Origin of the sequence: Agrobacterium leguminum (assembly GCF_015704895.1) — a bacterium.
In the GTDB taxonomy this organism is placed as follows: Bacteria; Pseudomonadota; Alphaproteobacteria; order Rhizobiales; family Rhizobiaceae; genus Agrobacterium; species Agrobacterium leguminum.
Genome location: NZ_JADQWB010000003.1, coordinates 199,316 through 213,676, shown reverse-complemented (window position 1 = coordinate 213,676; position 14,361 = coordinate 199,316). Strand labels below are relative to the sequence as shown.

General features: G+C 60.2%; 6 protein-coding genes. 3 read left to right on the top strand and 3 right to left on the bottom strand.

Annotated features, from left to right (window positions below):
* Position 1: 1 nt before the first annotated feature.
* A complete protein-coding gene (locus tag I3J13_RS06690) occupies positions 2-1,105 on the bottom strand; it encodes an NAD(P)/FAD-dependent oxidoreductase (protein ID WP_196378338.1) in 1,104 nt (367 codons plus the stop codon).
* Between the two features lie 229 nt (positions 1,106-1,334).
* Between I3J13_RS06690 and I3J13_RS06685 the strand changes: the two genes are divergently transcribed.
* On the top strand, positions 1,335-1,478 hold the full coding sequence (locus I3J13_RS06685) for a hypothetical protein (protein ID WP_003505150.1): 144 nt from the start codon (positions 1,335-1,337) through the stop codon (positions 1,476-1,478).
* A 76-nt stretch (positions 1,479-1,554) separates the two neighbouring features.
* On the opposite strand, the gene I3J13_RS06680 is transcribed toward I3J13_RS06685, so the two are convergent.
* On the bottom strand, positions 1,555-2,733 hold the full coding sequence (locus I3J13_RS06680; RefSeq protein WP_174014369.1) for a M20 aminoacylase family protein: 1,179 nt from the start codon (positions 2,731-2,733) through the stop codon (positions 1,555-1,557).
* 575 nt (positions 2,734-3,308) lie between these two features.
* On the opposite strand from I3J13_RS06680, the gene I3J13_RS06675 reads away from it, so the two are divergent.
* Positions 3,309-11,804 carry a glycoside hydrolase family 94 protein gene (locus I3J13_RS06675; protein WP_196378337.1) on the top strand — a complete coding sequence of 2,832 codons (8,496 nt, stop codon included), beginning with the start codon at positions 3,309-3,311 and terminating at the stop codon, positions 11,802-11,804.
* Positions 11,805-12,089: 285 nt separating this feature from the next.
* A complete protein-coding gene (locus I3J13_RS06670; RefSeq protein WP_196378336.1) occupies positions 12,090-12,335 on the top strand; it encodes a hypothetical protein in 246 nt (81 codons plus the stop codon).
* Positions 12,336-12,430: 95 nt separating this feature from the next.
* On the opposite strand, the gene I3J13_RS06665 is transcribed toward I3J13_RS06670, so the two are convergent.
* Positions 12,431-14,197 (bottom strand): glucan ABC transporter ATP-binding protein/ permease, encoded by a 1,767-nt coding sequence (locus I3J13_RS06665; RefSeq protein WP_003520317.1) that lies wholly within the window; start codon positions 14,195-14,197, stop codon positions 12,431-12,433.
* Between the last annotated feature and the right edge of the window lie 164 nt (positions 14,198-14,361).

Below are 14,361 nucleotides of genomic sequence, written 5' to 3'. Positions count from 1 at the left end.
GTCAGGCCTCGAGCCGTGCCGCGACCTCGCCGGCAATCGCCAGCGAGGCGGTTAAGCCGGGGCTTTCTATGCCGAAAAGATTGACAAGGCCGGCAAGGCCGTGGGTTTCCGGTCCGTCGATGCGGAAGTCCATGGCCGGTTCGTCCGGGCCGGAAATCTTCGGCCGGATACCGGAATAGGCCGGGATCAGTGCGTCATGAGGAAGGCTCGGCCAATAGCGCCTTATAGCGTCTCCAAAACCCTCCATGCGGCGGGGATCGACCGCATAGTCGATGGTGTCCACCCACTCCACATCCGGCCCGAAACGGGCCTGGCCGGCGAGATCGAGCGTGAGATGCACGCCGAGGCCATGGGTGTGCGGTGCTGGGTAGATCAGCCGTGAAAACGGGGACTTGCCGGCCAGCGAAAAATAGCTGCCCTTGGCGAAACGCGCCTGCGGAATAACATCCTCCGGCAATCCTTCAATCTTTCTTGCCACCATGGGTGCAACAAGCCCGGCGGAATTGACGAGCAGCCGGCATGTCAGGCTGGTGGGCTCCGTTCCGCCGACATGAACGCGGAAACCATTGCCCATCGCCTCTGCCTTTTCGAAGGGTGCGTTCAGGGCAAGGGCAGCGCCATGATCCTGCGCGTCTCCAAGCAGCGCCAGCATATAGCCGTGGCTATCGATGATACCGGTCGAGGGCGATATCAGGGCTGCGACGCAGGCGAGCGCGGGTTCGAGCAATAGCGCCTGTTGCGCATCGATCAGCTCAAGGTCGTTGCAGCCGTTAGCTTTGCCTTTTTCGCGCAGGGTGGTGAGCATGGCCGTCTCTTCATTGCTCGTAGCGACGATGAGCTTGCCGCAACGACGATGTGAAACGCCGTGGCTTTGACAGAAGGCATAGAGCCGCTCCTTGCCCTCCACGCAAAGTCGGGCCTTGAGGCTTCCGGCCGGATAATAGAGCCCGGCGTGGATGACTTCGCTGTTGCGGGAGGAGGTGGCAGAGCCGAATTCCTTCCCGCTTTCGAGGATGATGACGGTGAGGCCGCGCATCGCCAGTTCACGCGCTGTCGCGAGCCCTATCACCCCGGCTCCGATGATGATGGCGTCGATATCCGTCATGGTCTTGTCCGTGCCCGCCACCGGTTTTGAACGGAAATGCCCTCCACCGCGTTGATCCTGCGCAATGGGTAGATTGATGCTTGCCGGTGGGCAAGTCGCAATCGGTATTTTTCCCGATGCGCCAATCTTATGGAATTTTATCTCTACTGAAACAGTGGGGAATAAAGCTATTCTATGAGTGAAATAAGCAATGCCCGCTTTGAAGGGCCGAGCAGGAAGGGAGTGTACAATGTCTTATTCCAAGGCAGGAAAAGTAAAAGACTTTGTCTCGCAGCCCCAGTCGCCGCGCAACTGGAAAGATTCGGTTCATGCGGCTCTTGTCGGCGTCTGCGTGGCTTTTGTCGCCGCCGTCATCTTCGGTCTCGTTCCCTGATCCTCCCGATTTTCTCATCAGGTAATTTGAGAATAAAAGGCCGGTCGCTCCTCCGACCGGCCTTTTTCATGACCGCTCACGCCTTCAGGTAATCTTCCGCCAAGTCAACCCAGAAAGCGGTTCCGATCGGCAGGATATCGTCGTTGAAATCGAATTTCGGATGGTGCAGCGGCGGGTCGTTATCGGTGCGCGCGGTGCCGAGGAAGAAATAACAGCCTGGCCGTTTCTCCAGCATATAGGCGAAGTCTTCCGCACCCATCGATGGGCGCTGCATCTCGGCTACCTTTTCAGGCCCGGCAAAACGCCGGGCGAGATCGGCGACATAGTCCGTTTCCGCCTTGTGGTTGACGGTTGCATTGTAACCGCGCTCGTAATCGATGGTGACGCTCATGCCGTAGCTGGCCGCCTGGCCTTCGGCTATCGCCCGGATGCGCTTTTCCAGCTCGTCGCGCACGCCCGGATCGAAGGAGCGGATGGTCAGCAGCATTTCCGCCGTTTCGGGAATGACATTGCTGGCAGCACCGGCATGGAACGCGCCAACGGTGACGACTGCCGATAGTTGCGGATGGATGTTGCGGGACACCACGGTTTGCAGCGCCATGACGATGCTTGCGCCGGCCACGATGGGATCGGCCGCATCCTGCGGTTCGGCGCCGTGGCCGCCATATCCGTTGACTGTGATCTTGCACTCGTCGACGGCGGCGAGGATAGGCCCGTCGCGCAGCACGAATTGCCCGAAGGGCACGCCGGGATCGTTGTGAAGGGCAAAAACCGCATCGCAGGGAAAACGTTCGAACAGCCCGTCTTCGATCATGATGCGGGCGCCGCCGAAATTCTCTTCCGCCGGCTGGAAGATCAGATGCAGGGTTCCGTCGAAATTTTTGCGCTCGGCAATGATCTTCGCCGCGCCAAGCAGCATGGCGGTGTGGCCGTCATGGCCGCAAGCATGCATCACGCCCTGATTGGCGCTCGCATAATCCGCACCGGTTTCTTCATGGATCGGCAGGGCGTCGATATCGGCGCGGATGCCGAGCGTGCGGGTGCTGTCGCCATTGCGGAGTGTGGCGACGACACCGGTTCCGGCCAGTCCCCGCGTAACCTCATAACCCATTGCCGCCAACTGTTCGGCAATAAAATCCGACGTTTTGAACTCCGAAAGGCCGATTTCGGGGTTGCGGTGCAGGTGGCGGCGAATGGCCACCACATCCGGCATATGGTTGGCAAAGGATGCGAGATTTGCGGTCTGTCTGGTCATTTTTAAAGTCCCGGGTTCGGCCGTTTTTTCCGGCGCCTTTTGCAAATGACATAGCAGCATATGCAGCCATGCGTAAGGGGCGTAGCCTGCCCGGAAATGCCCCGAAATTCAGCGCTTGCATCGTGCCGCCACAGGTGGCATGGAACTATTGACGTCCTGGGGCATTAGCTTCTTTCGGATGTAGCGCGGGCCTTTCGGTTCGTGTTGCCCTTCAGGTTGTCAACGGGGGATTATCGGACGTTGCGCGAACAGTTTTCGCCATCGGGGAGGGTGCGAAATCCGGTCGGAACGGCATTGCCGGGCCGAACGACGCGATTTTCTTTCCTTCACCAAAAAAGCCCTGTCCGCGCCGATCTCCAGCTTCGCAGATATTCCGGAATAATGATGCTGCAGCATGACGCGCCTGCGGATGTTCCGCACTTGACGATCCGTTCCGCACAGCGTCCGGTCCGGTTCACCGAAGGTTCAGGATAAGTCATAAATATAGCGTTGCCCGATTTTCGTGTGTGTTCCCGCCACGGACGAAATGCCGGTCAAGTCGAACAAGTTTCCATAAAGTTCAGAATACGAGCCCGATGTCATTTCATATTACCCCGACCGCCGCCGCCCGTGATTCCGAGACGAAGCAGATCGATCACAACGATTCGATCCGCGCGTCCTATATGACGGTGGAGGAACTGCATGATGCGGGCGCCGCGCTTTCGCGCGATGGCGCCGACAGTCTTCCCGGCTTCATGGAATTCGATTTCTTCGAGCGTCATCGCGAGAACGAGAAGGAAATCCTCAGGGTCTATCGTACCACGGCCGTCGATGCGGAAAATGGCGCGACGATAACGCCGGCGGCGGAATGGCTGCTCGACAATCACTACGTCATCGAAGAGGCGATCCAGGAAGTCCGCCGCGATTTTCCGCGCAAGTTCTATCGCCAGCTGCCGACGATGACGGTGGGCGGCGTGACGATCCCGCGGGTCATGGCGCTCGGCTGGCTTTATGTCGCCCATACCCACAGCACGGTTTCGCGCGAAAACATGACGGCGCTGGTGGATGGCTATCAGACCTCGAAGACGCTGCAGATCGGCGAATTGTGGGCTTTGCCGTCGATCATCCGTTTCGTCCTCATCGAAAATCTCCGCCGCATCTCCATTCGTGTGGAGCGTTCGCGCCGCATGCGCCAGAAGGCGAATGAGGTCGTTGATGAAATCATCCGTCTGAACGATGCCGAGGCGTCGGCCGCGCTTCTCAAGCAGGTCGATTCGCTGGTTGACGATCCGACTTTCGCGACGCAGTTCCTCTATCGTCTTCGCAATGGCTCACAGACCTCCGGTTTGGCGGTTGCGTGGCTTGAAGAGCGTCTTCATGCTGCCGGCACCGATGCCGAAAACGTCATGATGTCGGAACATAATCGCCTGGCATCCGGCAATGTGACGATGGGCAACATCGTCAAGAGCCTGCGCGAAATCGACGATACCGAATGGTCGGTGTGGTTCGAGGAAGTCAGCCATATCGACAAGGTTCTGCGCGAAGAGACCGACTACGAGGTTCTCGATTTCGGTTCGCGCAACACCTACCGCAACACGATCGAACTTCTGGCGCGCCGTTCTCCCAAGACCGAAGTCGAGGTGGCGCGCGCCGCCGTCGAAATGGCGCGTTCGGAGACGCCGGCGGGTGCGGATGAAACCCATCGCGTCAATGTCGGCTCCGTGCTTGTCGGCCAGCGCCGCTTCGAGCTTGAAAAGGCTTTGGGTTACCGGCCGCTGGTATCGCAGCGCATCGTGCGCTCGATGCGCAAGTTCAACTGGCTGGCAATCGCCGCGCCGGTGCTTCTGATCACTGCGCTCGCCATGCTTGCTGTCGGCTGGTTCCTGGCGCAGGCGGGCATGCCCTGGTATGTCGTGACCGCGTTCCTGCTGATGTTCGCATTGCCGGCATCCGAAGGCGCGACCGGCCTCTTCAACACCCTCGTCACCTTCTTCGTGAAACCGTTCCGGCTGGTCGGATACGAGTTCAAGAACGGCATTCCGCAGGACGCCCGCACATTGGTCGCCGTGCCCTGCATGCTGACCAGCCGCGACAGTGTCGACGAGATGATGCGCAATATCGAAGTGCATTATCTCGCCAATCCGCATGGCGAGATCTACTTCTCGCTGGTGAGCGACTGGCGCGACGCGCAATACGAGCAGTCCGACGATGACCTCGAGATTCTCGATTATGCCAAGCGCGAGCTTGCGGCGCTGAACAGCCGTTATGCCTTTGATGGCAAGACGCGCTTTTACCTGCTGCACCGCCGCCGCCTCTACAATCCGGCCGAAGGCTGCTGGATGGGCTGGGAGCGCAAGCGCGGCAAGCTGCATGAACTGAACATGCTGCTGCGCGGCGACAAGGATACGACCTTCCTCGGCGGCGCGAACGTCGTGCCGGAGGGCGTGAAATACGTCATGACACTGGATGCCGATACGCGCCTGATGCGCGATGCGGTGACCAAGCTCGTCGGCAAGATGCACCACCCGATCAATCGCCCGGTGATCGATCCGGTATCCGGACGGGTTGTCGAAGGCTACGGCCTGCTGCAGCCGCGCGTAACGCCCTCACTGACGACCGGCAAGGACGCTTCCGTCTTCCAGCGCGTCTTCTCGATCAACCGCGGTATCGATCCTTACGTCTTTACCGTTTCCGACGTTTATCAGGACCTGACCTCCGAAGGTACCTTTACCGGCAAGGGTCTTTACGATGTGGATGCCTTCGAGGCGGCGCTGAAGGGCCGCATCGAGGAAAACTCCATCCTCAGTCACGATCTGCTCGAAGGCTCCTTTGCGCGCTGTGCGCTGGTGACCGACGTGGAACTGGTGGAGGACTTTCCGACCCGTTACGAGGTGGAAGTGTCGCGCCAGCATCGCTGGGCGCGTGGCGACTGGCAGCTTCTGCCCTTCATCCTTGACCGTGCCCGTGGCGTTACCGCCATCGGCCGCTGGAAGATGGTCGACAATCTGCGTCGCTCGCTGACGCCGATCGCCTGGTTCTTCGCCTCGATCCTCGGCTGGTATTTCATGGATCCGCTCGGTGCGCTGATCTGGCAGATCCTGCTGATCTTCTCGCTGTTCGTCGCGCCCACGCTGTCTCTGCTGTCCGGTCTCGTGCCGCGCTCCACCGATATCGTGCCGCAGGCGCATTTCCATACCATCTGGTCGGAAATCCGCGCCACCAATGCACAGGTTGCGCTGCGCATCGTCTTCATCGCCGATGCCGCCTGCATGATGACGGATGCGATTGCCCGTTCGCTTTACCGTCTGCTGGTCAGCCACAAGCTGATGCTGGAATGGCGTACCGCCGCCAGCATGCAGTCGAGCGCGCAGGGCAGCATCATCGATTATTATCGCCAGATGTGGCATGCGCCCGTGGTGGCGATGCTTGGCCTGCTGTTTGCGGCGCTGCCGGGCGATAACGCCTTCCTGATCGGCATTCCCTTCACGCTGCTCTGGGTTCTGTCTCCCGCCGTTGCCTGGTATGTCAGCCAGTCGGCTGAAACCGAAGACCGGCTGTTCGTTTCGGAACACGTCTCTTTCGAGCTTCGCAAGATCGCACGCCGCACCTGGCGTTATTACGAGGCCTTCGTGACGCCGCAGGAAAACCACCTGCCGCCGGATAACTTCCAGGAAACGCCGGAGCCCATCGTCGCTTCGCGTACTTCGCCCACCAATATCGGCGTCTATCTGCTTTCCATTATTTCGGCCCGCCAGTTCGGCTGGATCAGCTTTGCCGATACGCTGGAGCGGATCGAGAACACGATCCAGACCGTCGAGAAGATGGAAAAGCATCGTGGCCATCTCTACAACTGGTATCATACCGACACCTTGCAGACGCTTGGGCCGCGCTATGTTTCGGCGGTGGACAGCGGCAATCTCGCCGGCCACCTGATCGCGGTTTCGTCCGCCTGCCGTGATTGGGCGGAAGCGCCGTCCGCGCATCTTCAGGGCAATCTTGACGGTATTGGCGATGTTGCCGGCATTCTGCGTGAAACGCTGAAGGCGCTGCCCGACGACCGCAAGAACCTGCGTCCGTTGCATCGTCGTCTTGAGGAGCGCATCATCGGCTTCTCGAACGCTCTGGCCTCGGTCAAGCGCGAGCATGAATTCGCCTCGATCCGTGTCATCAATCTCGCGGTTCTTGCGCGCGATATCCAGAAACTCGCAACCAACGTCGATCACGAGGTGAAATCCGCGCAGAGCGCGGAAGTGACCCGCTGGGCGCAATTGCTCGTCGATTGCTGCGAGGCGCATATTTCCGACAGCGCCATCGACCTCACCAACATGGAGCCGCTACGCCAGCGCCTCGCATCGCTGCGCGACCGCAGCCGCAACCTCGCCTTCTCGATGGATTTCACCTTCCTTTACCGCAAGGATCGCCGTCTTCTGTCGATTGGCTATCGTGTCGAAAGCAAGGAGCTGGACGAGGCCTGCTACGACCTTCTGGCTTCCGAATGCCGCCTGACCAGCCTCTTCGCCATCGCCAAGGGCGATCTGCCGACCGAACACTGGTACCGTCTCGGCCGCCAGGTCGTGCCGATCGGTGCGCAGGGCGCGCTGGTTTCCTGGTCCGGCTCGATGTTCGAATATCTGATGCCGCCGCTTGTCATGCAGGAGCGTCAGGGGGGTATTCTCAACCAGACCAATAATCTGATCGTCAAGGAACAGATGAACCACGGTCGTCGTCTCGGCACGCCATGGGGCATTTCCGAAGCGGCGTTCAACGCCCGCGATCACAACATGAACTATCAGTACACCAACTTCGGCGTGCCGACGCTTGGTCTGAAGCGTGGCCTTGGCCAGAATGCGGTGATCGCGCCTTATGCGTCGATCCTCGCCAGCCAGTACGATCCTGACGGTGCGCTCGAAAACCTCGACAAACTGCGCAAGCTTGGCGCGCTTGGCCAGTACGGTTTCCACGATGCGGTGGATTTCACGCCGACACGTGTGCCGGACGGCAAGGTCTGCGCAGTGGTCTACAATTACTATGCCCACCATCACGGCATGTCGATTGCGGCCGTCGCCAACGTCGCTTTCGATGGCGTGCTGCGCGAACTCTTCCATTCCGATCCTGTGATCGAGGCGGCCGAACTGCTGCTGCAGGAAAAGGCGCCGCGCGAAGTGCCGGTCATGAGCGCGAAATACGAGCCGGAGACCCCCGGCAAGGAACAGGCAGACCTGCTGCGTGCGGAAGTGCGCTCCATTGCCGATCCGGCTGTGCGTGACCGCGAAGTGGTGTTCCTGTCGAATGGCCACTACTCGACCATGCTCACCTCCACGGGTGCCGGTTATTCGAAGTGGAACGGCCAGGCGATTTCCCGCTGGAAGGCCGATCCGACGGAGGATCGATGGGGAACCTTCATCTTCCTGCGCGACACCACCAATGGACAATGGTGGAGCGCGACGGCGGAGCCGCGCGTTATCGAAGGTGAAAAGACCAAGACGATCTTCACCGATGACAAGGCCGAGTTCCACAAGACCACCGGCGATCTGCAGAGCGTGGTCGAATGCATCGTCGCCACCGAGCATGATGCCGAGGGCCGCCGCGTCACCCTGCTCAATGTCGGTTCCGAGGATCGCTATATCGAAGTGACCTCCTATATGGAGCCGGTGATTGCGTCGGAGGATGACGACAACGCCCATCCGCTGTTCTCGCGCATGTTCGTGCAGACGGAGATTGGCCGGCGCGGCGATGTTATCCGCGCATGGCGCAACCGTCGCAGTCCGAACGAGCCCGGCACCGTCATCGCGCATCTGGCCGCCGACAATGCCGGCCCGTCGCGGCCGACGGAATTCGAGACGGATCGCGCCAAGTTCATCGGTCGCGGACGTTCGCTGCGCGAAGCGGCGGCTTTCGATGCCGGTGCGACGCTTTCAAGCACCGACGGCTTCACGCTTGATCCGATCCTGTCGCTGCGCCGCACCGTGCGCGTGCCGGCGGGCAAAAAGGTGAGCGTGATCTTCTGGACGATCGCCGCGCCAAGCCGCGAGGAAGTCGACAAGGCAATCGACCGTTATCGTCATCCGGATGCCTTCGCGCATGAACTCGTGCATGCCTGGACGCGTACGCAGGTGCAGATGCGCCATGTCGGCGTCACCTCGCAGCAGGCGGCCGCCTTCCAGCATCTCGGCCGTTATCTGACCTATCCCGACATGCATCTGCGTGCGGATTCGGAAACGCTGAAAACGGGTCTCGCCTCGCAGCGCGCTTTGTGGCCGCTTGCGATTTCCGGCGATTTCCCGATCTTCAGCCTGCGCATCAACGACGATATGGATATGGATATCGCCCGTGAGGCGCTGAGCGCCCATGAATATCTGCGTTCACGCGGCGTGATCTTCGATCTCGTCATCGTCAACGAGCGGGCTGCGTCCTATGCGCAGGACATGCAGCATGCGCTGGATCATATTTCCGAGGCGCAGCGCCGCATCAATCCCGCCGATGGTGGACGTCCGCACGTCTTCTCCGTGCGCCGCGACCTGATGGATGAAGAGACGTGGAGCGCGCTTCTCGCCGCTTCCCGCGTCGTTCTCCATGTGCGCAATGGCAAGATCGTCGACCAGATCAACCGCGCGGTATCGCTGTTTGCGGCCCATCGCGGTCCTGACGGCACGAGCGATGCAGCACAGGCCCGCCTGCCTGTTCCGGTCTTCCCTGTGGCGGAGCCGGTGGAGGATGCGGGCGATCTCGATTTCTGGAACGGTTTCGGCGGTTTTGCCAGAAGCGGTCAGGAATATGTCGTGCGCCTCAATGGCGGGCAGTCCACGCCACATCCGTGGATCAACGTCATCTCGAACGAGAATTTCGGCTTCCATATTTCGGCGGAAGGTGCCGGTTTCAGCTGGAGCCGCAATTCGCGCGACTATCAGCTGACACCCTGGAGCAACGATCCGGTCATCAACCGGCCGGGCGAGGCCTTCTATGTCGCCGATGTGGAGACAGGAAAGCTCTATACGCCCTGCGCCGCGCTGTCGCGCGATCCCGAAGCCATGTTCGAAACCCGCCATGGCCTCGGTTATTCCGTGTTGACGGGCGTGGCCGATACGCTTGAGGTGGAGCTGACGCAGACCGTGGACCGCGAAAAACCGGTCAAGCTCTCGCAGGTCATCGTTCGCAACAAGGGTTCGAAAAGCCGCCGGCTGAAGGTCTATGCCTATGTGGAATGGGTGCTCGGCAATAACGGCCAGAAATCCGCGCCGTTCATTCTGAGCAGGCACGATGCCGGCAACAATGCGATCTTTGCGTCGAACCCCTACAGCATCGATTATAGCGCCCGCACCGCTTTCCTGACGCTCGACAGCGAGGCGAGCGGCTTCACCACCAGCCGTCGGGAATTCATCGGTCGCTTCGGGTCGGCGCAGGCGCCGCAGGGCATCGTGTCCGGCGCCGCACTCAGCGGCAGCACCGAGGTCGACGGCGATCCCTGTGCTGCACTGATGCAGGAAATCCACCTGAAGCCCGGCGAAGAACGGCATATGACCTTCATTCTCGGCGACGCCGACAATGCGGAAGAGGCCGAAGCGCTGGTGAAGGATGTTCGCAAGGCGGACTTCCAGACGGTGCTGGATGAAAGCAAGGCGTTCTGGACGGGCTTTACCGGGCAGTTGCAGGTTTCCACGCCGGATGCCGGCTTCAACCACATGGTCAATAACTGGCTGCCCTATCAGGCGCTGGCATGCCGCATTCTGGCACGTACCGCCTTTTACCAGTCGAGCGGCGCCTTCGGTTTCCGCGACCAGTTGCAGGATACGCTGGCCTTCCTGCTCTACCAGCCGGATCTCGCCCGCAAGCAGATCCTGCGTGCGGCAGGCCGCCAGTTTCCGGAAGGCGATGTGCAGCACTGGTGGCTGCCGCTGACGGGCGCTGGCGTTCGCACCACCATTTCGGACGATGTGGTCTGGCTCGCTTATGCGATCAACCAATATGTCTCGGCCACGGGTGATGCCGCCATCCTCGATGAAAGCATCCCCTTCCTGAAGGGCGCAGCGTTGATGCCCGGCCAGCATGACGCCTTCTTCCAGCCTGAGACCAGTGACAGATCCGCCACGCTTTACGAGCATGCGGCCCTGGCGCTCGATCTTGCCATTCATCGCACTGGCGAAAATGGCCTGCCGCTGATCCTCGGCGGGGACTGGAACGACGGCATGAACCGTGTCGGTGTCGGCGGCAAGGGCACGAGCGTCTGGCTCGGCTGGTTCCTGTCTGGAGCGTTGCGCGATTTCATCGAGATTGCGGAAAAGCGTGGCGATACTGATCGTGTCGGCAAATGGGCGGCGCATCGTGAAAAGCTGCGCAATGTTCTCGAAACGGCGGGTTGGGACGGCAGCTATTATCGGCGTGGTTATTTCGATGACGGTACGCCGCTCGGTTCCGCCGAAAGCGAGGAATGCCGGATCGATTCGCTCGGCCAGAGCTGGAGCGTTCTCTCCGGCGAAGGCGAAGAGGCTCGGTCGCGGCAGGCAATGGATGCCGTCATGGAGCATCTGGTCGATGAGCAGACCGGTATCATCCGGCTGTTCACGCCGCCCTTCTCGCGTGCGCCGCATGATCCGGGTTACATCAAGGGATATCCGCCGGGTGTGCGCGAAAACGGCGGACAATATACCCATGCGGCGACCTGGGTGGTTCTCGCCCTTGCGAAGCAGGGTAGGGCACAGGAGGCATGGAATTGCTTCAAGCTGCTCAATCCCGTCAATCATGCGCTCGATGCGGCAGCGTCGGAAACCTATCGGGTCGAACCCTATGTGGTGACTGCGGATGTCTACGGTGAAGGCGCTTATGCGGGCCGTGGCGGCTGGAGCTGGTACACCGGTTCCGCCGGCTGGCTCTACCGCGCCGCCGTCGAGGGTATTCTCGGCATCACCCGCACCGACGGCAAGCTGCATATTTCGCCGTCGCTGCCGGAGGACTGGAGCGGTTTCTCGGTGAAGATCACGCTCGACGGTAAGGCCAGGGACATCGTCGTAAGCCGCAAGGCCGATACGGCGGAAATCTCCGTTTCCGTCGATGGCAAGGCCCTGTCGGCAGATGACCGGGTGATCCCCTTCGACTGAGACGATCAGGTCTCCGTTCGCCTTTAAACTCAGGCTCCCGTGGTAACGCGGGGGCCTGAATTTTTGTGGGCTACCCTGGCCTCTGACTCAGTTAATGGGTCGGATCATGGCACGGAACCGGGCTCCTTCGCAGCGTCGGCTGGAAGCTCCCGCAGCACCGAGATAGGGTCATATTGGCGAAGGTTTTGATGGCGTGGTGCCGGATCGTCCGGTGCGGACTGTCTCGTCAATCTTTTCGAGAAAAGCAGCAGTCGCGAATAGTCGGTCGATCGGAAGGGAGTTATCTTGCAATTCAGCGCATCTTTCACAGAACTTGCACTGTTGGCGTTGCTCGCCATTCTTTCCCTGGCGTTGTCGTGTTGGTTGGCGCGCTACCCACGCAAAACGAGCGTCGGAATAATGCTTGGTGTGTTGCTTGGAATTTTCCTGGCCAATCTCGCAGCAGGTATTGTCGCCTTTCTGGGAAATGTCCTCCCCTTCGGGCAGATCGATTTCTGGCTGGCAAGTTCCCTGACCGGAATTCTCCAATAGACGACCTGTGATCTGGCGGAGCCGTTGGGAAGCGCACAAAGAAAAAGGGCGGACAACATGCTGTCCACCCTGTCTTCATTCCGTCAGCCAGGCCCTCAGGAGGCAATGGCCTTTGGCCGGGGCTGCTGGTTTTCGTCTTCCGTCAGCAGGCCGCTGGTGCGCAGCAGCGAGGTAAAGCGTCCACCGCGCTGGCTCAGCTCATCGAAGGTGCCCTTTTCGATGATCCGGCCCTGATCGAGGAAGAGGACGAGATCGGCATCGCGGACCGTGGAAAGGCGGTGGGCGATGATGAAGGTCGTACGGTTCTTTCTCAGCGCGTCCACAGCGGCCTTCACGCGGGCTTCCGTTTCCACGTCCAGCGCACTGGTCGCTTCGTCCAGAACCAGAATGGGGGCGTTCTTCAGTATGGCGCGGGCAATGGCGATGCGCTGGCGCTCGCCGCCGGACAGGCGGTTGCCGCGTTCACCCACCTGGGTTAGATAGCCGTTGATGCGGCTGTCGATGAAATCCGTCGCCGCTGCGGCTGCCGCTGCTTCCACCACTTCCGCATCGGTGGCCGATTCACGGCCGAGGCGGATGTTTTCGCGAATGGAGCGGTTCAGCAGGCCGGCATCCTGAAACACGGTGGCGATGGAGTTGCGGAGCGAATTTTTCGTCACCGTCGAAATATCGGTTCCATCGATCAGAATCTGGCCGGAATCGGGATCGTAGACCCGCTGCAGAAGGTTGATGAGCGTGGTCTTGCCGGCACCTGTCGGCCCGACGATAGCGACTGTCTCGCCGGCCTTGGCCGTGAACGAAACGTCGTGAACGCCCTGCTTGGTGTTGGCGAAACCGAAATTGATGTTGCGGAACTCCACCGTGCCGGAGACATTCGACAATTCGCGCGCATCGCCCGGTTCTTCCCGTTCCTTGACGGAATCTTCCAGCACGAAGAAATCCTCGAGCTTGGCGCGAGCTTCGAAAATCTGCGTCACGAATTGGCGCATCTGATCCAGGCGGCCGATCAGGAGATTGGCGAAACCGATGAAGGCGATGACATCGCCAACGCGCAACTCGCCGTTCTTCACCAGCACGGTGCCGATGACGAGGATGATCATCATCGAAACGGTGGAGGCCGTGCGGTTCAGAGCACTGGCGAAGGCCCACCAGTCGAGCACCGGATATTGCGCGCTCAGCAGCTTTTCGGTGAAAGATTTCAGCGCCTTCGTTTCGGCCTCGATGCGGTTGTAGCTGTGCAGCACCGAGACGTTGCTGATGGAATCGCTGACATGGGCAAAAACGCTGTGATAGTGTTCTTCAACCGAAGCCTGGCCGTCCTTGGTGCGGCCCATCACCCACTTACCGATGAACCAATAGACGATACCGAGGCCGATCAGCACGAAGCTGAGGCGCAGGTCCATGGACATGGCGGTCGGCACCAGCAGCACCAGTGCGACGAAGGTGGCCAGATGCGTGCGCATGAATTCGAGCCACAGGCCGAACAGCGTTTCGCTGGCGCGCAGCAGCGTGTGCAGGGCATTGGATGTGCCGCGCTGATGGTGCCAGGAAAGCGGCATCGAGATGATGCGCCCGAAGGCTTCCGTCAGGAGCGAAGCGCGCCGGCCATGGGCCAGCCGGTCTGCCTCGCGGGCGACAGCCACATAAGCGACGGTGTTGAAGACACCGAAACCCGCCCAAAGGATAAGGATCGGCGTGACGTTGGTGCCGGAAGAGATGGCGTCGATGATCCGGCCGAACAGCACCGGTTCGGCGATGGTGATCGCTGCAAGAATGACGTTGGCGATGACGACCACCGTCACCCGCCATTTATGTACGGTCAGATAGCGCAGAGCGCGTGTGTAAACCTGAAACAAGGTCAAATTTTCAATCCAGTCCGAGCGTCTTTTTCGAGCGGTTGTTTGTTCGGCCTCAAGGCAAGTTATTTTAGCAAGGTTGCATGAGACGGCGAAATTTGTGTAATTATCGCTCTTTCTGTCTGAATGGCGGCTTAACAGATTGACCGCGCGTGCGAACCGAAAAAAAA